We start from the raw sequence: 23,640 nt of genomic DNA on the forward strand, positions 1-23,640 counted from the left end.
GAGCAGCGTACCTTTGAACGACACTCATTATAATAGCTTTTCTTCGTCTTTTTGCTTATACAGCCGGTCAAGCTTTTGCTCATATTCATGATAATCGAGAAAATCGTATAGCTCCATACGCGTTTGCATAAGCTCCACCACGTTTTTTTGCGTCCCGTCGCTGCGAATCGACTGATAGACATTCAAAGCAGCAGCATTCATAGCTCGAAAAGCGGATAATGGGTACAATACCAAACTAACACCCGCTTGCTCCAGTTCATTGACTGTAAAAAGAGGGGTCTGTCCGAACTCGGTAATATTCGCTAATACCGGCACTCCGACCGCCTTCACGAACTTATCGTATTGGTCCAAAGTAAGCACGGCTTCAGGGAATATCATATCAGCGCCGGCTTCCACGCAAGCGCATGCTCTTTCGATCGCCGCATCCAATCCTTCGACCGCAAGTGCATCCGTACGCGCCATGATGACAAACGCTGAATCCGTCTTGGCATCCACAGCCGCTTTGATTCTGTCTACCGTCTCCGAAGAGCTGACAATCGCTTTATTCGGACGGTGGCCGCATCGTTTGGCCGATACTTGGTCTTCGATGTGAATTCCCGCCGCACCGGCCTGAATCATCAAGCTTACCGTTCGACCGATATTAAAGGCGCCTCCGAAGCCGGTATCCGCATCGACCAACAGCGGCAATGAGGACGCGTTCGTAATTCTTCTAACATCCTCAAGAACGTCATTCAAAGAAGTAATGCCAAGATCAGGCAGACCGAAGGAAGCATTGGCCACACCACCCCCGGATAAATAAATGGCACGATAGCCTACACGCTCAGCCATCATGGCCGTATAAGCATTAATGGTTCCAACTACCTGCAGCGGTTTTTCTGTTGTTATGGCTTCCCGCAACCGGGAGCCGGGCGATATTATACGGCTCACAACGTCACTCTCCCTTAATTAAACCTGTATTTCCACAAGCAGAAAGAGGCGCCAACAACGCCCCTTTCTAATAAATCTATCGCGTAGTAGCCTTTGAATCAAACGATTCTTCTATTATTTTTTTACCTTATCTACAAACTCGTTGGTGAACGTTTTGCTAAGGTCGATTTTGGCGTCTTTAAGCTGTGGAGTAGATATGTTTAAAACTTCCAATACCTTCTCCGGTCCGCCTGCAGGCATCTTTCCGTCAGTAGTGAACATGGCTAGGCTCGCTTGGAGCGACTTCACATATAAATCTTTATCGCCTGCATAATATTCCTTCGGTAATTTTTCGGCAATTTCCTCCGCTTTATGCGTGCTCATGTATCTCAATGTTTTGACAAAAGCATTCGCCAAACGCTGTACCACTTCCGGATTTTTCTTTACGTAATCCGCATCCATATACAAGCTTGGGGCTGGATAGGTACCGCCAAGTGTTTGTTTGGAGCCTTCCTGACTCTCCATGTCAACGAACGTAGTAGCAATGCCTCTTTGCTCAAGCAATGCTGTAGTAGGCTGAGTGGCCCATGCTATATCCACCTTCCCTTGTTCCATGGCAGCGACCAAAGTTCCGCCTGCTCCTACAGCCAAAGGTACAAAATCCTTTGTCGAGTTACCGCCTTTGGTCACCAAATAGTTGACGAGAAAGTGCGATGAAGCCCCAGAGCTGGTAATACCAATGTTTTTACCCTTCAAATCAGCCAAGGTTTTGTACTGATCCTTCGCTTTATTCGTAACCATCAATTTCGCTCCAGGATTCGTGGCCAGCTGTACTACCTCTTGAAGAAATTTCCCCTTCGCCTGCATATCGATCGTATGGTCGTAAAAACCGACAACCCCCTGTACTTCACCAGCAATAAGCGCCTGCTCCGCATTGACCCCGGATGCCTGGCTCGTAAGCTCTACTTCAAGTCCTTCTTCTTTGAAATAGCCTAAGCTTTCTGTCAGCTTTGCCGGGAGGTAAATAATTTTTTCCAAACCACCCACCATAATATTTACCTTGGGAAGCTTTACCGGTGCCGGAGCAGGAGCAGGAGCAGGAGCAGAAGCCTGCTGATCATTCCCTTTTGGGGCCGGTTGGGAAGCTGGCTTATCCGCTGTACCACATCCCGTTAAAATCAAACCAAGTGACATGAGCATTGCTGCACCAAGCTTGGTGCTTTTACCGAATTTCATCGCCATTACCCCTTTATATTATAAATTAAATTTGAAAAACCATAACTATTGACGAATATGCCTCCATGCAATAAAACGTTTCTCCAGTTTGGAAACTGCCCAGTTAGCTGCCAAAGCCGTAACCGATAAGAGAACCATGCCCGCAAATACCCCGGTTGTGTTGAAAGCACCCTGGGCTTGAGCGATAAGAAAACCAAGTCCCTTAGTAGATCCAATAAATTCGCCAACAACCGCGCCTACGAGTGCAAAGCCGAAGCTGGAATGCAAGCTGGATAAAATCCAGGTTAACGCCGAAGGGAGAATGACGTGCTGAGCCAGCTGTCTCTTGTTAGCTCCAAGCAAACGCGCATTATTCAGCAAATTTTTGTCCACTTCACGTACGCCCTGAAAAGCGTTGAAAAATACGATGAAAAAGGTAAGCGTTACGCCGAGAGCGATTTTCGAAGGCATGCCAAGTCCGAACCAGATGATAAAAATCGGCGCCAGCACAACCCTTGGAAGCGCATTCAACATTTGGATATATGGCCCGAAAATAACCGAGAGGATATCGTTTCTGCCTAAGGCATAGCCGGCGATCACTCCCAACAGCACTCCTACAATAAATGCAATAATGGTTTCCTCAAAAGTAACGACAAAATGTACATAAATAGGACCTTGGCTCGTGCCGCTTATAAACCACTCCACAATTTGCTTAAGAATGGAGTAAGGACTGGAGAAAAAGAAGGGATCGATGATTTTCTTAACCGATAAAATTTCCCAGGAGCCGAATATGGCAATGAAAACAATAATTTGCAAAGCCAAATTTCGCATTTTTATCTTTGCTGCTTTGGCTCTCATTTCCTTTTTCCGAGACATAATCTCTTCCTGCGAATTAAGCATGGTTTGCGCTTGCATAACTTGCCATCACCTCATCCCTTAAATCATTCCAAATTTGCTCATGCAGCTCCGCGAACTGTCGGTCAAAACGAATTTCCGCCACATTTCTCGGCCGATCCAGGTTAATTTTGTAATCTCCCTTGATGGTTGCGCCGGGGCCCGCGGTTAGTACAATAACACGGTCGCTCAGAGCAATCGCTTCCTCCAGATCATGCGTAATAAAAAAAACCGATGCAGACGTTTCTTCCCAAATTTTCAGAAGCTCGTTTTCCATCAAATGCCGTGTATGCACGTCAAGCGCAGAAAATGATTCGTCCATGAGCAATATCTCCGGTTGGGTGATCAAGCATTGCGCCAAAGCAACACGCTTTCTCATTCCGCCTGAGAGCTGATGAGGATAATGGCCTTCGAAGCCTTTCAGCCCCACCTTCTCGATCCATCGTCTTGCCTCCTGATAAGCCTCGTTTTTGTGCATACCCTTTAGCCTTAAGCCGAGCGACACATTGTCAATGACCGTTTTCCATGGAAATGCGTTCTCCGTTTGAAATACACAAGCAGCATGACGATTAATCCCTTCCAGCTGCTCTCCATGAATTCGAACTTTCCCAAGCGATGGCTTCTCAAAACCGGCAATCAGGCTTAACGTCGTTGATTTTCCACATCCCGTTGGCCCGACAATAGAACAGAACTCACCCTTTTGCACACGAAGATTAATATTGCTTAGAACGGTGTGAACCTCGCCCGAAGGCTTTAGAAACTCTTTAGTGACCCCTTGCAGATCAATCATTGGCTTATCGGTCAACGGTGAGCCCATTTGATTCATTATGGTGTCTCCTTTGCAGATGTGTAATGGTAGCGCTTGCAACAAATCATAATACATCCCGTTTGGATTTGAAATATTTTAGCTATATTATGAATATTGACGGTTTTTAACTATTTTGGCGATATTGTTAACGCGATGGAAAGCATTTATGTCTTTACGTCTATCCGCCATACCCATTAAACTAATGTTATGATTTCCGTTTTTATATTCTGCAGAGGGAGCCGCGTTTATGAGCCGTTTCAGGAAAATGACGCTTAGAAGTAAAATTAATGCGCTGGTTACCTTAAATATTTTGTTTGTGCTAATCCTGGTCATTTCCGCCATGTTCTATATTGTCGTGGACAAACAATTTAAGGAAACGGGCGAGCAGGCGTTGGGGGTAGCCAAAACCGTAGCCGGACTTCCGCAAATTGTGGAAGCGTTCGAACAAGCCAATCCTTCGTTGACAATCCAGCCGATCACAGAGCAAATATGGAAAAATGTCGGGGCCGATGTAATTGTCGTTAGTAATATGAACTTGATCCGATACAGCCACTCCAACCCTGCCGAGATTGGCAAGCATATGGTCGGAGACGATAATGAAGCGGTTTTAAAGGGTCGTGAAAGCATTACTCAAGCCAAAGGGAGTCTTGGCTACTCCGTTCGAGGAAAAGCCCCTATCTTTGATGGCAACCATAAGCAAATCGGTCTCGTATCCGTCGTTTTTTTGCTTGACAGCGTTTGGAGCCAATTATTTGTTTTGTTTGAAAAAGTACTGGTCATTGGAGCAGCCGCTCTCATCTTCGGCCTGATCGGCGCTTACCTGTTATCCGGTCATATCAAAAAGCAGATTTTTAATATGGAGCCTCATGAAATCGCTTTCGTAACCCAAGAGCAATCCGCTATTCTGGATGCGATTTGCGAAGGGATTATCGCCGTCAACAAGGAAGGAAACATCGTAACCTGCAATCGGGAAGCTAAAAAAATGCTGGGCAAGGAAGACAATGGACTGATCGGCAAGCATATTTCCGACATCATCCCGATAACCCGATTACCTGAGGTGCTTGAAAATGGGATTTCACAGAGAGATCAGCCTACCATCATCGGCAATACGCTTGTTATCGCTAACCGCGTTCCGGTTACCTTGTCCGGGCGAGTGATCGGTGCGGTAAGCACCTTCCGGGATAAAATGCAGCTGGAGCAAATTGATGAGCGGCTTGCTGACATTGGCAGGTACGTAGATACCTTGCGAAGCCAAAGACATGAGTTTATGAACAAGCTGCATTTAATTGCCGGTCTGATCCAAATATCCGAGTATGATCAAGCTAAAGCGGTTATTCATCAAATCAACGAGGAACATCAGGACGCCATCCACTTTTATTTAGCCAGAATTCGGGATTCAGCCGTTGTCGGGATTTTAATCGGTAAAACTCATCGGGCGAGAGAACTCGGGATACAGCTGCTCGTCAGTCCGGAATCGTATATACCTGAAAAGTGCCCGCATCGCGAAATTATCGTTACCATTTTGGGGAATACAATAGAAAACTCTTTTGAAGCGATCCAGATGTCCTCGATCAAAATACAATCACCAACAGTAACGGTATTTCTCAAAGAGGAAGATGACGATCTGCTTATACATGTGAAGGACAACGGCCCCGGTGTCGATCCGGCTATTAAAGATACACTTTTCAACGATGGGACAACAACAAAAGGAGAAGGACGCGGGTTTGGGCTGGCCTATGTATTCCGGTTAGTATCGAATCAGGGTGGGTTTCTCACCTGCGACAGCTCCTCGGACGGAACGATGATTCGCATAAGCTTGCCGATTAGGAGGAATGTACAATGAAGCAACCCAATCTGCCAGTCTTGGTCATCGATGACGACTTTATGATCGCCAAAGTACATGCCAGCTATATTGAGCAGCAGGAAGGCTACGAGCTCGCGGGAATTGCCGGCAATTACGAACAAACAATGGAGCTGGCCAGAAGGCTGAAGCCGGAGCTGCTCGTCCTCGACGTCTATTTGCCCGACCGCTCAGGCATTGAGGTATTAAGAGCCCTCCGGTCTGAAAAAATTTCTTGCGATGTGATACTAATTACCGCCGCCAAGGAAATTGATATTATTGAGGAAGCGTTTCAACTGGGGATTTTTGATTATTTGATAAAACCATTTGACCTCGATTTATTGAAGGGAACATTAGAGAAATACAGATTATTTAAAAATCATTTGCTATCCCCTGCCAAACCGGATCAACAATTTGTGGAAGGGTTAAAAAAGTTCAGATCCGCCAAGCCGATGACCGCACAGCAGCAGCAAAAAGGAATCGATCTGAGAACATTAGAACGAATCAAGCAATGCATGATGCAAACCGAGAATCCGTGCAGCGCTGAGCAAATTGCTCATTTATCCGGAGTCAGCCGCTCGACAGCGCGCTCTTACTTAGAATATTTAATTGAACATGGAATAGCGAATGAGTTCCTGCAATACGGGACGGTTGGTCGACCCCAACGATTATTTGGCCTTATCCGCCCTGGTGCTCATTGAAGTGTACACTCCCTACTCAACTAGGTTGTCAATAAAAAGTGCTTGCTTTTTTAAAGCAAAATCGTAAAATTACAAAATGAAGCATGCATTAATAAGGTACAACCTCTGCACCTTCTTTTATGATTGTTAAGGGAGGATTTTATGAATAATCGATACCACGTGCCCGCGATAGATCGGGCATTTCGAATTATTGAATGCCTTGCCGGGTCAGACGGCCCAGAACGGCTCTCCGATTTAAGTGCCGATTTGAAAATTCCGAAAACAACGGCGCTTATGATTCTGATAACTCTGGAAAACCTCGGATATGTTTTAAAAACAGAGGATGGCAAATACCAATTATCAACGAAGCTGCTTGAACTCGGGTCGAAAGGTCTCAGTTTGAAAGAGCTTGCCCAGAGCCATCTCGAAAGACTCGCTGAAGATGTGAAGTTAACTGTGCACTTAAGCGCACTGCAGGATGACGAGAATGTAATCATCAGTAAAGTCAATGGTCCCGGGTTCATCCAGTTTTCGACTTTCGAAGGAAAACGTCAGGCGTTTCATGCCACGAGCTCGGGTAAAGCGATACTTGCTTATTTGAGCTCTGAAAAACTAGGAGCGTTATTTCCCGACAAACAATTTCAATCATTTACATCGAACACCATTAACAATATAGCAACTTTAAATAAAGAGCTTATCACCGTCCGTGAACAAGGTTACGCCATTGAAGACCAAGAAGAAGAAATGGGAGTGCGTTGCGTAGGTGCGCCGATTTTTAACGCATCAGGGAGTATAGTCGGGGCCGTGAGTGTAACGGGAATCATTTCCGAGCTTCCGACAGATTCCATACACTCCATTGCGATGAAGGTAAAGAAAACGGGAGATTTCATTGCAAGCAAATTGGGCTACTCACAAAAATTGAAGGAATAAGAAAAGCTTCTGATCGAAGCCCTTTCGAGGAAGATACATTCGTGTCTTAGCGGTAGCTTTTCTTGCAATATCAGAATTGTTCAGCTCCGCTGAAAACTTATAAAGTCTGATATTATAAAAAATGTATAAACAGACTTGGCCCTATTCCAACCGGGCCAAGTCTATTTTATTTGGGTTGGAGGCGTGGTAGTTTAAAACGGGTCTTGAACAACTTCCCAATCTGTAATTATATATCGCATAAGTATGTTGACAGAAGCTGAATTGTTTTATAAAATCGTAATCACAAACATTGTTTGATATTACAAACCACTTTACTTATGGAAGGAGCTTGGAACATGTACGATGCAACTAGAACAGTATTGAAGAAATTGGGTTTACCTACTGCGGATGAAAAGCATGTAATTGAGAGAAATCCAAGGCCGTGGTGATTACGACAGACAAATATGATAGCGCATACATTTAGAACCGGACGGCGACTTCTCGATTTTAAACCAAACCATTTTATTAGGAGGAAGATCAAATGACTAACCAAAACAAAATGTTCGAATTGATGAGACAAAACTTATATTCAGCAGTAATTTGCGATACACTCGACGAATTGGGGTACTTCAATCAAGCTATGCGGGAAGACATACGACCGTTAGAATTGGGGGGAATCGTGATAGGGTATGCCAAAACCATTTTGGCAGCGGATGTTTATCATATACATGACAATCCCTATGAAAAAGAGATTGCTGCTATCGACAGTATAAAACCGGATGAAGTGGTAGTGGCAGGGACCAATCACTCCAAGCGAAATGGAATGTGGGGAGAGCTGCTGTCTACCGCTTCAAAGATGAGGGGGGCAAACGGCGCTATTATTGACGGATTGATTCGGGATACTCAAAAAATTATTGAACTAGGTTTTCCCGTTTATTGCACCGGATTTAAGCCAGTGGATTCAAAGGGCAGAGGGATAGTAATCGATTACGATTGTCCCGTCGAAGTAGGCGGTGTACTGGTTCATCCTGGAGACGTTATTTTCGGGGATGATGATGGAGTTGCGGTGATTCCTTTTGGAGTGTTTGAGGAAACTGTCAATAGAGCGCTAAGTAAAGTGGAAAGTGAAAATCATACTAGGCAGGAACTTCTGGATGGAAAGTTATTGAAGGATGTATACGAGAAATACGGGGTTCTCTAGAAGAAAAAATATGAGATTTTTCAGGAGGATTACTATGAAAAAACAATATTTGGTCGTTTTTATCTTGATTCTTTTCCTGCTAAGTTCTTGTAGTAATAAAACAGGCTTGAAATCGACAGAGGAACAAAATAAAAACCAAGCCGATAACAAGAAGTCGAAAATAACCATTTCCCATGAAGTATCGGAAGACATGACCAAGCATACAATGTTTCAAAAATTTAAGGAGCTGGTTGAGAAAAATTCCAACGGGAAATTTGATGTAGAAATATTTCCCAATGCTCAATTAGGCGGGGACGATGAGGCGGTTGCGAGCACTCAACAAGGCAATATCACTATTTCCGCCCCTTCCGCTGCGCTTCTTGGAAACTTTTCACCTGCTCTGCAGGTGTTTGACCTGCCATTTATTTTTAAAGACTCCAAAACCGCACATCAAACGTTGGATGGAGATGTTGGCAGTAATCTCTTGAAAAAATTGGAGGATAAAGGACTCGTAGGCCTAGGATTTTCCGAAAACGGATGGAGGCAATTGACAAATTCGAAAAAATCGATTACTTCTCCTGATCAGTTGAACGGATTAAAGATAAGGACAATGAATTCTCCGATACATATCACCGCTTGGAAACAATTAGGCGCTAATGTTACTCCGATGTCTTTTACAGAAGTTTTCACGTCATTATCGCAAGGTACGATCGATGGGCAGGAAAATCCGTTGCAGATCATATACAGTATGAAATTGTATGAAGTCAATAAATATGTTACTTTAACTGGTCACATTTACGACCCGGAGCCTATAATAATCAACAAAAAGTTTTTTGATTCTTTGTCTCCTCAGAATCAAAAAATCATTCAAGATGCCGCAAAAGAGGTAATTACTCTTGAAAGAACTTTAAATCAAAATTCTGAATCGGATATTCGGAAAAAATTGGGCGAAAAAGGAGCAGTCGTTGCTGACTTATCCCCTGAACAACGCCAGGTGTGGGTCGATAAGGTCAAACCTATTTACAAGCAATATGCCAATACTATTGGGAGTAATGATATCAAAGCCGTCTTGAAAGCGGCCGGGAACAGCACGTTGTTGGACTACATGAATCAGTAAAATATATGGTTTTTCTATAAAGAAACTGACTTAGGTCCAGTTTCTTTTTAGAAATTCCGATTTCCAGACCAAATCCCGCTTTTGGAGATGATGTGGCTGTTATGATCAAAACTTTTTTTAATAATATCGAAACCTGGCTGGCTTCTTTTTTTCTGGTTTTGTTTTCGTCGTTAACGGTATTGCAAATATTAACACGGTTTATTTTTAACGTGTCACTTACTTGGTCGGAAGAAATTTCCCGATACGCTTTTATATGGTTTGTTTATCTTAGTGCCAGTTACGCAGTTAAAAATCGGACTCATGTTCGTTTTCAGTTTTTAGTGGATGCCGTGCCAACGAAACTGCAAAATGTTTTGAAGTTTTTGGCCTTGCTTTGCTGGCTCTCATTCCTGGTTTTTTTATTGATTTACAGTTCTAAAATTACGATCCAACTTTTTAATACGATGCAGTTGTCGCCGGCTAACCGTATTCCGATGTACATGATATACCTTGTACTTCCGATAGGATCATTTTTAATGACGATCAGGGTAATACAGCATATTGTTGATTTTTGGAGGAAAACCGTCAGAAGAAGTGCTGAAGAATAATATTTTTATAGGGGGGTGAAATCTTTGAGTATGCTCGTCCTGTTTGGAACGTTCATCATCCTCTTGCTGATTAACGTTCCGGTTGCCTTTGCCCTTGGCATATCATCCGTTGTTACGTTGCTTTATACTGAAAAAATGCCTCTGGATATTATTGCCCGAGGTATGTTCACCACCATAGATGGGTTCACGTTGCTGGCAGTCCCGTTGTTTATATTTGCCGGTCTAGTCATGGAATATGGGGGACTATCAAGGCGTTTAATCAATATCGCCAAGTCTTTCGTTGGACATTATTATGGAGGACTGGCTAGTGTATCCATTGTCGCTTGCGCTTTTTTTGCCGCTTTAAGCGGTTCGGGCCCGGCCACCGTAGCTGCAATCGGAGGGATTATGATACCTGCTATGGTGAAAGAAAAATACGATACCGGATATAGCTGCGGAGTCGTGGCCTCTGCCGGCACATTGGGAATTATTATACCTCCGAGCATACCGCTTGTGATTTATGGCATCGTTGCTAATACGTCCATTGCCAAATTATTTATTGCTGGGGTCATCCCCGGAATACTTATTGCACTCGCCTTATTTGCCCTAAGCTATGGAATTGCCAAAAAGCGGGGTTATAAAGGTACGCAACAAAAAGCCAGTTGGAAAGAACGGTTACAGTATATTAATGAAGGCAAGTTTACATTACTCATGCCAGTTGTGGTCTTGGGCGGGATTTATGGCGGAATCTTCACACCGACTGAAGCGGCGGGCGTTGCGTTGGCGTGCAGCTTATTTTTAGGCTTATTTGTGTACAAAGAAATCAAATGGAAAGAAATGAAAGATGTTTTCAAGAGAGTCACTTTGATTTCAGGAACTGTTCTGATCATTGTTTGTACAGCATCAACTTACGGAAGAATATTAGTCATCGAACATATTCCTGATAAAATTGCCTTATTTTTGCTATCCGTCACGCAACACGAATGGATTGTCATAACTTTGATCATTTTGTTATTAGTATTTATCGGCATGTTTATGGAAACGCTCTCAGCCATTATTCTTTTGACCCCCATTCTTTTACCTGTCGTTCAGCATTATGGTATGGATCCCATTCAGTTCGGAATCATTATCGTGGTTGCTTCGGAAGTCGGATTTCTGACTCCACCGGTTGGAGATAATCTTAATGTCGTTTCAGCGATCAGCAAGTTAAGTTTTGAAAAAGTGAGCAAAGCCGCACTCCCCTATGCTATCTTGTTAACACTCATGATTTTCGTGGTCGCATTTATACCTTCATTGTCCTTGTTTTTACCGGGATTTATTAAATGAGAAATTTTGTTTTTTCAAGAAAGGAGTCTTATGATGAGCTGTTGGAAAATTGCAGTTACGGATTACGAGTTCAGCAACTTGGAAATAGAAGAAAAATGTTTGTCAGAATTCAACGTGAAGTTTATATACGGTCAATGCCGTTCGGAAGATGAAGTTATCGATCTGGCGAAAGATGCAGATGGACTGCTGAATCAATATGCTCCTATAGGAAGAAGGGCCATTCAAACTCTGAAAAAATGCAAAATCATATCCAGTTATGGAGTCGGAGTAGATGCCATTGATGTAACAGCTGCCACAGAGAAAGGAATTATGGTTGCCAATGTCCCCGATTATGGAGTTGAAGAGGTCTCTAATCATGCGCTCGCGTTACTATTCAGCAGCGCACGGAAAATTGTACATCTCAACCGAAAGGTTAAAACCGGAATATGGGATTTTGAGTCGTCTGTTCCGATGTACCGTTATTCCGAACAAACACTGGGTGTTTTGGGCTATGGCCGCATCCCTAGGAGTCTGGTGAACAAAGCGAAACCTTTTGGATTTCGCATATTGGTTTACGATCCTTACGTGTCGGAATACGAAATGAGAATAACGGGGGTGGAGCCGGCTTCCATTGAGCAGATTTTTACTCAATCCGATTATATTACAATTCATGTTCCATTGACCGCCGAAACACAAAACCTGGTTAACAAAGAAAACATATCCAAGATGAAGAAAAATGCAGTTATTGTTAATACTTCTCGCGGACCCATTATTCATGAAGACGACTTGATTGATGCCTTGACTAACGAGCGAATTGGTGGAGCCTACCTGGATGTTTTAACGGAAGAACCGATACATCCGGATCATCCCTTTTTGCAGCTAGATAATGTCATTCTTACCCCGCACATTGCCTGGTATTCTGAACAGTCGATGATTGAGCTCCGGGTAAAAGCCGTTCAAAATATAATCAATGTCATGAATGGTGGAACCCCTAAATATTGGGTAAATAGAAATAAAGACCACGATTCATGATATTATGCAATCCATACGTTTGTGCGTGGGAGGGAATGAAGTGTGAGATTACGGTCGTTGATGTCTTCTTCCTTTGAAAATCAGGCTTGCCCCGTTCGAAACACATTTGGCACAAAAATCAGAAGTAACAAAAGTAAAGTAAACAGCTATGCTGCTCCACTATGTTTAGCGTTTTAGTGAAATTATACTTTCTTTACTCTCAACAAAGCCGCCTCGTTTCGGTTGTTTGTACCTTACAAACAACCGAAATGAGGCGGCCTCGTGAAAAAGTATATCTATCCCATGAACAATCAATCTATTTTCTCCGTATTCTCCCCGACTTGATGAGATTATTACGCTATGATGTAAATTCGTGAATAAACTGCAAATACACTTTGGCCGTAAGCTCCAGCTCGCTTATTTCGACAAATTCAACATCCCCATGCGCAGAACGCTGGTCAGGCCCGTAGCATAACGTGGAGATACCGAGAGCATTGACGAAAATGCTCGCATCGGTAACGAGCTTTTTTCCGGCCAATGGCGGATTGATGCTTCTTATCTTGCTTATGGCGCGGGTCAAGGAAGCTACGGCGGGATCGTTCGGATCAATCCGGTAACCGTCTCTTACCTTTTTCAAATCCAATCCGATCCGGACCCGATTCCGTTCAGCGATCCGATTCAGCACATCCATCATCTCGGACTCTACTTCAGCAAAGGTGACATGCGGCGCATAGCGTCTTACTCCCACCAACTCCGCTTTATTGGGAAATTGGTTGTAAAACTGCCCGCTGTGGATCGAACCGACAAAATACGAAGCGGAACCTATGTACTCGATATATTCTTTTTCCAATTCGGCATTCAGCCCATTCAGCTTCTGTATGATCTCAGCAGCAACGGTAATCGGATGAGGAGTATCGGATGGGGTATGCAACTGATGGCTCGGTTCGCCGTCCCTTTCAATTGCGATCTCGAATGTAGCAGAACCAAGCTGGGCTACAGAGCACTCGTACGTCGCCCCTTCCATCACAACAGCGGCATCCGCCCGGATGTCGATCTTCTCGACTAAAGCCATCAGGTCTTCCCCGTGGCCTCCTGGGCTTTCATGCAAGCTGTTGGCTATAATCACAAGTTTGCCCGGCAAGGTCACGCCGCTATCGCGCACCACCCGCACAACCTCGGCGATGCAGGCGAGCGATCCCTTCATGTCGCATGTCCCCCTTCCATAAACACGCCCATCTTTGACAAAGGCAGGTTCGTGAGTCAGCGGGATAACGTCCATATGCCCATTGAATATGACCGTTTTTCCAGCACCTCCTCCATCATAAGTAGCTACCAGTGTCGGGTTATTAGATATGAATTCGTAACGTTCCACCGTACACCCTGCATCCTGCAGCATCCGCATGTATAACTCGCTAACCTCCCGAGTATCGCCCGTTATACTTGGAGTATTTACCAGATCAAGCGTATCACGTACAAGGCGGTCTACATTCACTTTCTCAATCAAAGTCGACATCTGCTCCTACACTCCTTTATTCATAATTATTGATTACCCTCTTCCCACAATTGGGGAGACAAAAGCGGCTTCTTCCTTATTCTTCGGTCGTAAAATATCCAGGTCGCATCCTTCCGGCGCTTGCAGCGTATGCTCAGCAAATAAACGTGGGTAACCGCGTTTATGCTGTGGCTCCGGACGAATCCAGACCGCAAGCCGGGCGGCGATCTCCTCGTCACTCAGCAGCAGGCGTACGCTTGAAGCTTCGATATCTAGCTCGATCCAGTCACCGTCCCGCACAATGGCAAGCGGTCCGCCGATCGCCGACTCTGGTGCGGTATGGAGGATGACAGCGCCGTAGCTCGTTCCGCTCATCCGTCCGTCACTTATCCGCACCATATCGCGTACCCCCTGCTTGAGCAACTTCGCCGGAATCGGGATGGAACCCCATTCAGGCATGCCCATCGCCACTGGTCCGCAATGCTTCAAGACAAGTACATTGCTCTCATCCACCTGCAAATCATCGCTGTCGATGCGCGCCAGCATGTCCAGGTAGTTTTCGAACACGACTGCCTGACCTCGATGCTTGAACAAATGTGGTGAAACGGCAGATTTTTTGATAACCGCACCCTGAGGGGCCAGATTGCCTTTCAGAATGGCTAATCCTGATCTTTTCTTAAATGGGGCTGTGAGTGATGAAATGACTTCAGTTGCACCTTCATGTTCGGGCATTTCCAGTCCGTACGTGCATCCGATCGTTTCCCCGGTTGAACTCAAGCAATCCTGATCGAGCAGCGGAAGAAGCTCGCGGATGACACGGCTCAGTCCTCCGGCCTTGAAGAAATCGTCCATGCTGTGCATTCCGCTCGGCTGCAGATTGACAATCAGAGGAATATTTTCCGTCAGCTCGGCGTAACGCTCTATCGGGATGAAAATGCCCAATCTGCCAGCAATGGCGGTAAGATGAATCGCCGCATTCGTCGAACCGCCAATCGCTGCGAGCAGCTTGATCGCATTATGAAATGCTTCTTCCGTCATCAGTCTGGACGGCGTCAATTGCTCTTTAACCATTTCGACAATCCGGAGTCCGGTAGCTTCGGCCGCAATCTTACGTTGGGCATGAGTAGCCGGTATGCTTGAAGTTCCGGGCAGCATCATTCCGAGCATCTCGGAAAGACTTTTCATGGTAGAAGCCGAACCCATTACCGGGCACCCGCCTAAACTGCACGAAATCGATCCCTCCAGCTCCTTCCACTCCTCATCACTGAGAAGCCCTGCTTTATAATCATCGGAGTACTTCCACAAATCGGTTCCGTAATTGACTGTTTTACCACGGAAGCTGCCGGAGGAACGATGTCCCGCCGCCAATTGCAGAGTAGGCAAGTCGCAGCTTGCAGCACCCATCAATTGTGCCGGCACGGTTTTGTCGCATTCGCACAACAGCACGACACCGTCAATCGGTTGGGAACGGATGCTTTCTTCAATATCCATCGCCAGTAAATTGCGGTATAACAAATCGGAAGGCTTCATAAAATCCGCCGGTGTGGAAATGGTATGCATCTCGATCGGATAACCTCCCGCCATAAGCACCCCGCGTTTGACATACTCCACCAGTTCTTTGTGCGGATAATTGCAGCTGTTCAAGTCATTCCATGCATTAAAAATACCGATGATCGGTTTGCCCGCAAACGTATCGGGGTTATGTCCCATCGCCTTCATTGCGGAACGATGCTGGAAGGTCAATTCCGCGTTGTCATTGTTAAACCATTCGCTGCTGCGTAATTTCATGGCATGTTCTCCTTAACTTATGTCCTCTTACTAGCCATCTCTCGAACATCGGCTGGGGTTGACGTTTTCATGAACGAAATCGGTCGAACAGTTGCACCATTGTCCATCGATATAATTCAGATAAGTTAGCATCGTATATACCCTTTTCATTATAGTCTTCGCGTTAAATGAGGGGCAGACCGATACCGGCCGCACCGAGGCTGGACATTTTCAGCTCCGGACTATAGCGTTGAATAAAGTCATAGCCGATCCGGGCCCTGCGTACGCGCTCGCGCGACAGCTTAACCGCCGTGTCCTCCAGATGCGTGCCCGAAGGATAGATGTTCGGCGCATTGCGCAGACCGAATTTGATGTAGACCGGCGCTGCGACCCGGATAATTTCCACAATGTCGTAGTAACGCACATATCCGCCGAAATCATCGGGAACCTCGACGTACAGATCGATCGGCATATCGACTGCCTGCCGGATAGCAGCTAATTTAGCTACCGTCAAATCGGTTGGCACATTATACGTGTTCGCGCCCAAGCTCTCCATGAGCCGAATGGAAACGGGATTGCACGCCCCCATGGAAACGGACACTTTGACCACCAGATCGGCCGGCAGCTCACCCGCCTTCTTGCATTCGTTCAACGCCCATAAAACTCCCTCATCCGCTACAAGAACGCCGCGAATGCCTAACCGGCAGGCCCGTTTCACATCTTCGATGGAATAGATAACCTGATCCATGCCGGAAGCTCGCAGCCCGATACTTTTCCCCGCCGGGGTATGCGGCTGGGCATAAATGTCGAATGTCGCTCTCGGGCCGACGAACAGGCTGATCTCGATCTGATTCTCCTTGCCAATCCGTGCCATTTCCAGGATTTCATCGTCCGTCAAAAGCATAATGCCGCTGCCCTGCGAAATGCGGTGTACAGAAACATCGTATTTACGGGCCGTATCCACCACTGCCTGAAAAGCGGCCGGACCCTCAACTGACGGAATTTCTATGCGGTACTGTGCCCCGTCTGGAAACGTCTTCGTTGAACTCGGCAGCTGGTGCAGATCGCCGTCCGGCAGCCCCATCTTGCTTAAAAACTGTTTTGTCTCTTCCATATTTGAATAACCTCCAGTATTGGTATTGGATACGTTTTAAACCAAATGACAGGCAACCGCATGCCCGTTTTCTGACGTTGTCAGTTCGGGCACTTCAGATTTGCAACGTTCGACGGTATAAGGACAGCGCGTATGAAACCTGCATCCCGCCGGCGGATTGATTGGACTTGGGATTTCCCCGGTAAGTTTGAAAGGCTTTGCCTCCTGTTTCAAGCCGATTTCCGGAATAGCGGAAATGAGCGCCTGCGTATAAGGATGTTGGGGACGAGTAAAAAGCTGCTCGCTGTCCCCCATTTCCACGAGTTTGCCCAGATACATAACAGCTATACGGTTGCTGATATGTCTAACGGCATCAAGCCCATGTGCGATGAACAGATACGACAATCCGAACTGCTCCTGCAAATCCTGCAATAAATTCAAAATTTGTGCCTGAACTGAAACATCTAGCGCAGATACCGGCTCATCACAAATGACCAGCTTCGGGTTTAGAGCAAGCGCACGCGCAATACCTATTCTTTGCCGCTGCCCGCCACTGAATTGATGCGGATAACGGTCGGCATGATTTCTAGATAATCCGACGGTTTCCAACAGTTCGTACACACGCTGCTCCCGTTCTTTTCTCGTTCCAACTTTAAAAATGTCAAGCGGCTCGGAAATGAGGTCTATCACTTTGTTACGTGGGTTAAGCGACGAAAACGGGTCTTGAAAAATAAACTGCATTTGCCTGCGTATGCCTTGCATTTGTTTTCTGTCCAGTGCGGTAATATTCTGCCCATCGAAATAAATAGTGCCATCCGTTGGTTCAATCAACCGGAGCAGGACTTTGGCCAGGGTCGACTTTCCGCAGCCGCTTTCTCCCACAACCCCGACAATTTCCCGTCTATACAGGGTCAGATTGACATCATCCAATGCGTGCACTTTTTGTGTCGATCTCGACCATATTCCACTACTCACTGGATAATGCTTCGTCAGCCCTTCCGTTTTCATCAGAATATCCGCCACATGTTCCTCTCCTTTCATTCGTCATGCAGAAAACACGCTACTTGCCAATCTTCCGCTTTCTTCAATAACGGCGGCTCGCTTTCAAGACATCGCTTTTCCACAAATTCGCAGCGCGATGCGAAACGGCAGCCTTTTGTATTGTCCTTCGGATCGGGCACGGTACCTGGAATGTTATATAAACGGCCCTTTCCTTTGGTGCTGCTCGGAACCGCCTTCCATAATCCCTGCGTGTACGGATGCAGCGGATTATCATATAGCTTCTTCATAGGCGCTGATTCGATTATCCTGCCTCCGTACATGACCATGACTCGATCCGCCATTTTGAACAAAACCCCGAGATCATGTGTAATAAAAATGAGAGACATGTTTTTTTCACGCTGAATGTCCAAGAGCAGATCGAGTATTTGCGCCTGGATTGTCACATCAAGCGCCGTCGTAGGTTCATCGGCAATCAGCAGGAGCGGGTCGCAGGCAAGAGCCATCGCGATCATCGCCCGCTGACGCATCCCCCCAGATAGCTGGTGCGGATATTCGTGAACACGGTGTTCCGCCGACGGGATGCCCACCTGTTTCAATAAGTAGACTGTGCGTTCCAGCACTTCTTTTTTATTCATATTTAAATGCGTGGTCATCGCTTCGGAAATTTGATTGCCGATCGTAAAAACCGGGTTGAGGGATGTCATCGGTTCCTGGAAAATCATTGCGATCTCCTTGCCACGATATCGATTCAGCTCTTTTTTTCCTAGCCGGGTCAGATCCGTTCCGTTAAAATTGATTGATCCAGTTTGGATTTGTAAAGGCTCCGCCAGCAAGCCCATGACCGAAAGCGAAGTCAGGCTTTTCCCGCAGCCGCTTTCCCCAACGATTCCAACGATTTCCCCTTGTCCAACCGAAAAACTCACATTTTCCAAAATCCGTACGTTCTCATTTTCGTTTGCATACCCTACAGTTAAATGCTCCACTTTCAAGAGCGCTTCGTTCACATCGACACCTCCTTCATGCGCGTTTCTTTATTTCTCTTGGGTCGAAGAGGTCGCGCAGACTATCTCCCAATACGTTCAGGCAGAGGACGGTCGAAAAAACAGCTGCCCCTGAAACGATACAGTATAACGGAGCCTGAGACAGGAAAGTGCGGCTCGCATTTAACATAGAACCCCATGACGGCGTCGGGGGTTGTACGCCCAAACCGAGAAAGCTTAGCGCTGCCTCCGTAAGCACTGCGGAAGCAAATGTTAAACTGATTTGCACGAGAATGGGTGAAAAGCAGTTCGGCAAAATAACCCTAAACATTATTCTGCAATCCTCCGCTCCCATCGAACGCGAAGCTTCCACAAACTCCTTGCTTTTAATCGTCAGCACGCTGCTGCGTGTAATTCGTGCAAATATCGGGATAGAAACAATTCCGATCGCAAGCATTGCATTGTAAATGTCCGGGCCCAGAACAGCCATCACGGCAAGTGCCAAAATAATGGAAGGAAAAGCGAGCAGGCCGTCGAGAAATCTGCTGATGATCGAATCTATTTTCCCTCCGTAATAACCGCTAATCAGCCCGAGTACGATCCCGCCAGCCATCGCAATCATCGTGGCGCTAATACCGACAATCAATGAAACCCGTCCGGCATAAACAATACGTGTAAAAATATCTCTACCGATTTCATCCGTGCCGAGTAAATATTGTGCGGATGGGCTAAGTAGAGGGGCGTTGACCATCTCGTCGAATCTGTAGGACGTCAGGACCGGCGCTAACAAAGCAAGCACTGTAATACAGCCAAAAATAATGATACTGATAAGGGCAGCTGTGTCTTTCAATATTTTTTTCATCAGATCCCTCTCAATCGTTTACTCGATGCAGCATCGGTTTTTAATTGTGCTTAATTCGCGGATCCAGTAAGGCGTTAATCAAGTCGGCGAGCAAATTGATAAGTACAATGATGACGGCAGACATTAACACGGCTCCCTGCACGACATCGTAATCTCGCGAAAGTATAGACTGAATCATTAGCCAGCCTACACCGGGCCATGCAAAGATTTGTTCCGTTATAACCATTCCGCTGAGCAATAGACTAAAGTTCAATGCGACGATCGTGATAAGGCTAGGGAGTGCATTGCGGGCGACATGTTTGGCGATAACGGACCATTCGGACACCCCTTTGGCTCTGGCTGTGCGGATGAAGTCCTGGCTGATCACTTCAAGCATTCCTGAACGCAGATAACGGAAAATTTGCGCAGAATTGATAATACCAACTGTGATGACGGGTAAAATCAAAGCTTTGAAATGGCCCGAGGGCGAATCATTGAAAGGGACATAGCCGCCGGCAGGAAGCCAGTGAATCTTATATGCGAACAATAACATAAGCAATACGGCAAGCCAGTAAGCGGGAATACTGAAGCCGAATAATGAAAAAACCCGCGCTGTCTTATCGATCCAGCTGTTTTTGTTGAGCACAGCCAATACGCCGAAAGGAACTGCGATCACGATTGCAAGCAATGCCCCGTAAATAGCCAATTCAAACGTCTTCGGTATTTTTTCCGATAGCAACTCTGTTACCGGCTTACCGTCAAACATAGATTTGCCCAAATCGCCACGAACAACATCTCCAATCCATTTCGCATATTGCACCACCAGCGGTTTATCCAGGCCCATCTCATTCCTAAGCGCTTCGACAGCCTCGGGAGCAGGATCCATGCCAAGTCTCATTTGCGCAGGATCTCCGGGCAGCAGCCGGAACGTAAAGAATACGATGAGTGACACGAAAAACAATACGAGAATAAGTTCGGTTCCTTTTCTTAGCAAAACTTTAAGCACGTTTTCCCTCCATTCCCGAAAAGAGGTGCAAATAACCGGCCAATAGCCAGCCGCACCTGCAATTTGCTAATCTTTCCAGACCGATTCAAAATACATTTTGGCCTGCGGGCTGGGAATAAATCCGTGTGTCTTTATCGACAATCCCGCAGATTGGACAAATCCACCGACGATGATTCCCGGGGATTCCTCAAGCACCACCTTTTGCAGATCCATTAGCGCTTTTTTTCCTTCCTCCGTCGACATTTGGCTTACACTCAGCAGCTTATCGTACCACTCCTTGTTGTTCCACTGTATGGCTCCTCCGTTTTGCTTGCCATACATATGGTAGAGCATATCTATAGTGTTCGGCTTAGGTACGCTGGAGGTGAGCGCCAAATCGAATTGCTTTTTATTGAACACTTTTTCTACCCATTGGGCGATTTCAATTCCTTTCAGCTCCACGTTAACGCCAAGCTCCTTCAGAGACTGGTCGGCAATTTGTGCCACGATATCGTACATCATATCGTTCTTATGGTAGATCAATTCCAGCTTCTCATTGTTATAACCGCTCTCCTTCAGCAATTGCTTGGCTTTGTTCAAATCTTTGTCGTATTTTATAGTATCTGGATTGAAATTGGGATTGCTGCTCGGAACGGAAGTACTGCGCACGACGAAATTACCGAATAGAGCTTGCTTCATTTTCGCACGGTCCAATGCGTAGTTGATCGCTTGACGGAATTTAACGTTGTTAAATGGCGTCTTAGAATCATTCATGAGCATAAAATAGTTTGCTGTGGTTAATTCATCAGCGATTCTCGCCACGGAAAGATTCGGATTTTTGGAAGTTTCCGTCACCTTGCTGATCGGTACATTTTCGATCACATCGACCTGCCCGTTGATGAGCTGGAGCAGTTTTACTTCCGCATCAGGAATCGTAACAATCTCCATTCCGTCAAGATAAGGAAGCCCTTTCTTCCAGTAGTTCGGATTTTTTTTCAGTACGATCTTCTCATTGCGGTTCCACTTGTCAAATATAAACGGCCCCGTTCCGACCGGATGATTCGAATGGGAGATTGAAGGATCATTAGGTGTCACGAATACTTCAACGAAAGCGTCAAGCAACAATGAATCCTTATTGCTCAATATGACCTTAAGATGCGTATCATCAACTACTTTCACTTCCTTGATTGATTTCAACAAAGTGGAGGTGCGGGCTGCTTCTTTGGCCATCGCCCTATCCAATGAATATTTCACATCGTCGGAAGTCATTTTTTTACCATTATGGAACATGACATCGCTTACAATAATCAAATCGTAAGTTAAACCGTCCTCGCTGAGTTTGGTTTCTTTAACGATACCCGGCACCGGCTGCAGCGTTTTCGGATCATACTCCATCAAGCTGTTAAAAATCTGTATAAACCCGTTGCGGTCATTGATGATTGACCAGATGTACGGATCTAACGTAGTAGGTTCCGCGCTTTGGGCAAACTTCAAAATTCCCCCTGACTTCGGTTCGTTACCTGCCTTCGAATCAGTCATTGGTTTATCTGTGGAGCTGTTGCAGGCGGAAAGAAAAATGAAGAGAACAACTGTAAGTAGCAAAAATATCATTTTTTTCATGGATAAATATCTCCTTCGAAGATTTTTTAGCCAATAAGCAGATTCATAAAACAAACACCAGACTTACCCATGCTTCATCATTTCTCATTTTCATGCCTGGTTCTTGGAGATTTGACCATAGATGCACCTCTCTTCTCTTTTTGTTCTGTATACAGAATAATTGTTCAAAATAAATATGTCAATATTTTCCGACGATTTTATCGTTTACATGTGGTTCATGGTTAGTTATAGTCTATCTTATGGTGCAACAAATGGTTTTACAAAGTATTTTAATCATGATATCATGACTGTATATTCTGTTCCTTATGTAAAACTTACGTTCATAAAAAAAGGAAAAAGGTGGCTTCCTATTGTGACTGAGGACAAAAACTCATCCAAATATTCGGTACCCGCTCTGGAAAAAGCATTTTCCATCATCGAGCATCTGTCGAAGTCCACTGGTGGATTATCGATCTCAGAGCTTTCCAGTGAGTTGAACATTCCGAAAACTAGCGTTTTTTCAATTCTAAATACGATGGAAGCTCATAACTACGTGCGAAAAACAGCAAATGGCGCTTATAAGCTCGGATTGCAGCTGTACAGTATCGGTATGACCGCTATTAATTTAGTCAATATTAGGGGAGTATCCGTTCCATATATGGAACAACTAAGAAAAGACACTCACTGCACTGTTCATCTTTCTGTTTATGACAATGGCGAGGTTATGTACATTGATAAACTGGAGGGACCCGGCATGGTCGGATTCCATACGTTTGTTGGACAACGTAAGCGACCAAATACCTGCGCCTCGGGCAAGGCCGTCCTCGCTCACATACCAGATAGCGAATTGAAGATGGTTATAGCCAAAGGACTGGACTGTTTTACGCCCAACTCCCTGTGCACGGAAGCTGCTTTAAGGGAGCATCTGGAGCAGGTACGTGCATTCGGTTACTCCGTGGACGACGAAGAAGAAGAGATCGGCGTACGTTGTGTGGGAGCACCTATTTTCAATCATTTGGGCGTGGTTTACGGTGCGATTAGTGTAACCACGATCAAAAATAATATGCCAATGCAAAAGCTGCCTGAAATCGGAGCTTTATTGCTTCATATTGGAGAGCAAATCTCGCACCAGCTCGGTTACATCGGTAATTACCCGAACGCCGCCTCATCAAAGAACAATTGACCGGACAGAGTTCTGACTATGAAACAGAGGCCGCTCATCATGGGTTATTCTCATGAAAAGCGGCCTTATTGGGGTGCCCGAGAAGAAGGAGGAAGCATACGTTGAAATGACGCTGCCCTTCTAACTTTTTGGTTCTTCTGTACACAAAAACTTGCATTTAAAAAAGAAAAAAAAGCATTAAGTCAGTAAATTGACTAATGCTTTAAGTTTCATAAATTCTTCTCTGGTGATTCTGATTTATACTCAGCCATTTGCTGAGTTTTTTGT

At 45.4% G+C, this 23,640-nt stretch carries 21 protein-coding genes; 9 read left to right on the forward strand and 12 right to left on the reverse strand.

Features of this window, described 5'->3' with window-relative positions:
* Positions 1-27: 27 nt before the first annotated feature.
* The 4 genes from prpB to GC093_RS32375 all read right to left on the reverse strand — a co-directional run bounded on the left by prpB (position 28) and on the right by GC093_RS32375 (position 3,841).
* The gene (prpB, locus tag GC093_RS32360; protein WP_312886657.1) at positions 28-927 is read right to left on the reverse strand and encodes a methylisocitrate lyase; all 900 of its coding nucleotides are present in this window, start codon (positions 925-927) and stop codon (positions 28-30) included.
* Positions 928-1,041: 114 nt separating this feature from the next.
* Positions 1,042-2,142 (reverse strand): ABC transporter substrate-binding protein, encoded by a 1,101-nt coding sequence (locus GC093_RS32365; RefSeq protein ID WP_171656067.1) that lies wholly within the window; start codon positions 2,140-2,142, stop codon positions 1,042-1,044.
* Between the two features lie 45 nt (positions 2,143-2,187).
* Complete coding sequence (locus GC093_RS32370) at positions 2,188-3,036, reverse strand: ABC transporter permease (RefSeq protein WP_171656068.1); 849 nt, start codon at positions 3,034-3,036, stop codon at positions 2,188-2,190.
* Entirely contained in the window at positions 3,014-3,841 is an 828-nt protein-coding gene (locus tag GC093_RS32375; RefSeq protein ID WP_216624980.1) for an ABC transporter ATP-binding protein, read from the reverse strand. The genes GC093_RS32370 and GC093_RS32375 overlap by 23 nt, the downstream gene beginning before the upstream one ends.
* 229 nt (positions 3,842-4,070) lie before the next feature.
* Between GC093_RS32375 and GC093_RS32380 the strand changes: the two genes are divergently transcribed.
* From GC093_RS32380 to GC093_RS32415, 8 genes are all read left to right on the forward strand, one after another.
* Entirely contained in the window at positions 4,071-5,666 is a 1,596-nt protein-coding gene (locus GC093_RS32380; protein WP_171656069.1) for an ATP-binding protein, read from the forward strand.
* Entirely contained in the window at positions 5,663-6,364 is a 702-nt protein-coding gene (locus GC093_RS32385) for a response regulator (protein WP_171656070.1), read from the forward strand. Before GC093_RS32380 ends, GC093_RS32385 begins: the two co-directional genes overlap by 4 nt.
* Positions 6,365-6,505: 141 nt before the next feature.
* Positions 6,506-7,273: an IclR family transcriptional regulator gene (locus GC093_RS32390; protein WP_171656071.1), complete on the forward strand. Its 768-nt coding sequence runs from the start codon at positions 6,506-6,508 to the stop codon at positions 7,271-7,273.
* Between the two features lie 520 nt (positions 7,274-7,793).
* A complete protein-coding gene (locus GC093_RS32395; RefSeq protein WP_171656072.1) occupies positions 7,794-8,453 on the forward strand; it encodes an RraA family protein in 660 nt (219 codons plus the stop codon).
* Between the two features lie 34 nt (positions 8,454-8,487).
* Positions 8,488-9,549, forward strand: coding sequence for a TRAP transporter substrate-binding protein (locus tag GC093_RS32400; protein ID WP_171656073.1), 1,062 nt, complete (start codon positions 8,488-8,490; stop codon positions 9,547-9,549).
* Between the two features lie 101 nt (positions 9,550-9,650).
* Positions 9,651-10,136 (forward strand): TRAP transporter small permease, encoded by a 486-nt coding sequence (locus GC093_RS32405; RefSeq protein ID WP_171656074.1) that lies wholly within the window; start codon positions 9,651-9,653, stop codon positions 10,134-10,136.
* A gap of 30 nt (positions 10,137-10,166) precedes the next feature.
* A complete protein-coding gene (locus GC093_RS32410; protein WP_246315785.1) occupies positions 10,167-11,441 on the forward strand; it encodes a TRAP transporter large permease in 1,275 nt (424 codons plus the stop codon).
* A gap of 33 nt (positions 11,442-11,474) precedes the next feature.
* Positions 11,475-12,452, forward strand: coding sequence for a C-terminal binding protein (locus tag GC093_RS32415; RefSeq protein WP_171656076.1), 978 nt, complete (start codon positions 11,475-11,477; stop codon positions 12,450-12,452).
* 337 nt (positions 12,453-12,789) lie between these two features.
* On the opposite strand, the gene GC093_RS32420 is transcribed toward GC093_RS32415, so the two are convergent.
* The 8 genes from GC093_RS32420 to GC093_RS32455 all read right to left on the reverse strand — a co-directional run bounded on the left by GC093_RS32420 (position 12,790) and on the right by GC093_RS32455 (position 22,211).
* Positions 12,790-13,944, reverse strand: coding sequence for a M20 family metallopeptidase (locus GC093_RS32420; protein ID WP_171656077.1), 1,155 nt, complete (start codon positions 13,942-13,944; stop codon positions 12,790-12,792).
* 33 nt (positions 13,945-13,977) lie between these two features.
* Positions 13,978-15,711, reverse strand: a complete 1,734-nt coding sequence (locus GC093_RS32425) for a dihydroxy-acid dehydratase (protein WP_171656078.1) — start codon at positions 15,709-15,711, stop codon at positions 13,978-13,980.
* A gap of 163 nt (positions 15,712-15,874) precedes the next feature.
* The gene (locus GC093_RS32430; protein WP_171656079.1) at positions 15,875-16,804 is read right to left on the reverse strand and encodes a U32 family peptidase; all 930 of its coding nucleotides are present in this window, start codon (positions 16,802-16,804) and stop codon (positions 15,875-15,877) included.
* A gap of 36 nt (positions 16,805-16,840) precedes the next feature.
* Positions 16,841-17,806, reverse strand: a complete 966-nt coding sequence (locus tag GC093_RS32435; protein WP_312886658.1) for an ABC transporter ATP-binding protein — start codon at positions 17,804-17,806, stop codon at positions 16,841-16,843.
* Between the two features lie 14 nt (positions 17,807-17,820).
* On the reverse strand, positions 17,821-18,789 hold the full coding sequence (locus GC093_RS32440; protein ID WP_171656081.1) for an ABC transporter ATP-binding protein: 969 nt from the start codon (positions 18,787-18,789) through the stop codon (positions 17,821-17,823).
* Between the two features lie 13 nt (positions 18,790-18,802).
* Positions 18,803-19,627, reverse strand: coding sequence for an ABC transporter permease (locus GC093_RS32445; protein WP_171656082.1), 825 nt, complete (start codon positions 19,625-19,627; stop codon positions 18,803-18,805).
* 40 nt (positions 19,628-19,667) lie between these two features.
* Positions 19,668-20,612, reverse strand: coding sequence for an ABC transporter permease (locus tag GC093_RS32450; protein WP_171656083.1), 945 nt, complete (start codon positions 20,610-20,612; stop codon positions 19,668-19,670).
* A gap of 66 nt (positions 20,613-20,678) precedes the next feature.
* A complete protein-coding gene (locus GC093_RS32455; RefSeq protein WP_171656084.1) occupies positions 20,679-22,211 on the reverse strand; it encodes an ABC transporter substrate-binding protein in 1,533 nt (510 codons plus the stop codon).
* Positions 22,212-22,563: 352 nt separating this feature from the next.
* Between GC093_RS32455 and GC093_RS32460 the strand changes: the two genes are divergently transcribed.
* A complete protein-coding gene (locus tag GC093_RS32460; protein ID WP_171656085.1) occupies positions 22,564-23,373 on the forward strand; it encodes an IclR family transcriptional regulator in 810 nt (269 codons plus the stop codon).
* The last annotated feature ends 267 nt before the right edge of the window (positions 23,374-23,640 follow it).

The organism is Paenibacillus foliorum (genome assembly GCF_013141765.1).
Classification (GTDB): domain Bacteria; phylum Bacillota; class Bacilli; order Paenibacillales; family NBRC-103111; genus Paenibacillus_S; species Paenibacillus_S foliorum.

What these genes read in the sequence shown, in the direction of transcription:
- GC093_RS32385 (WP_171656070.1), top strand. Translation starts at nt 5,663, where the DNA reads ATGAAGCAACCCAATCTGCCAGTCTTGGTCATCGATGACGACTTTATG.
- GC093_RS32405 (WP_171656074.1), top strand. Translation starts at nt 9,651, where the DNA reads ATGATCAAAACTTTTTTTAATAATATCGAAACCTGGCTGGCTTCTTTT.
- GC093_RS32430 (WP_171656079.1), bottom strand. Translation starts at nt 16,804, where the DNA reads ATGGAAGAGACAAAACAGTTTTTAAGCAAGATGGGGCTGCCGGACGGC.
- GC093_RS32370 (WP_171656068.1), bottom strand. Translation starts at nt 3,036, where the DNA reads ATGCAAGCGCAAACCATGCTTAATTCGCAGGAAGAGATTATGTCTCGG.
- GC093_RS32400 (WP_171656073.1), top strand. Translation starts at nt 8,488, where the DNA reads ATGAAAAAACAATATTTGGTCGTTTTTATCTTGATTCTTTTCCTGCTA.
- GC093_RS32420 (WP_171656077.1), bottom strand. Translation starts at nt 13,944, where the DNA reads ATGTCGACTTTGATTGAGAAAGTGAATGTAGACCGCCTTGTACGTGAT.
- GC093_RS32425 (WP_171656078.1), bottom strand. Translation starts at nt 15,711, where the DNA reads ATGAAATTACGCAGCAGCGAATGGTTTAACAATGACAACGCGGAATTG.
- GC093_RS32455 (WP_171656084.1), bottom strand. Translation starts at nt 22,211, where the DNA reads ATGAAAAAAATGATATTTTTGCTACTTACAGTTGTTCTCTTCATTTTT.
- GC093_RS32395 (WP_171656072.1), top strand. Translation starts at nt 7,794, where the DNA reads ATGACTAACCAAAACAAAATGTTCGAATTGATGAGACAAAACTTATAT.
- GC093_RS32375 (WP_216624980.1), bottom strand. Translation starts at nt 3,841, where the DNA reads ATGAATCAAATGGGCTCACCGTTGACCGATAAGCCAATGATTGATCTG.
- GC093_RS32390 (WP_171656071.1), top strand. Translation starts at nt 6,506, where the DNA reads ATGAATAATCGATACCACGTGCCCGCGATAGATCGGGCATTTCGAATT.
- GC093_RS32410 (WP_246315785.1), top strand. Translation starts at nt 10,167, where the DNA reads ATGCTCGTCCTGTTTGGAACGTTCATCATCCTCTTGCTGATTAACGTT.
- GC093_RS32380 (WP_171656069.1), top strand. Translation starts at nt 4,071, where the DNA reads ATGAGCCGTTTCAGGAAAATGACGCTTAGAAGTAAAATTAATGCGCTG.
- GC093_RS32445 (WP_171656082.1), bottom strand. Translation starts at nt 19,627, where the DNA reads ATGAAAAAAATATTGAAAGACACAGCTGCCCTTATCAGTATCATTATT.
- GC093_RS32415 (WP_171656076.1), top strand. Translation starts at nt 11,475, where the DNA reads ATGAGCTGTTGGAAAATTGCAGTTACGGATTACGAGTTCAGCAACTTG.
- GC093_RS32365 (WP_171656067.1), bottom strand. Translation starts at nt 2,142, where the DNA reads ATGAAATTCGGTAAAAGCACCAAGCTTGGTGCAGCAATGCTCATGTCA.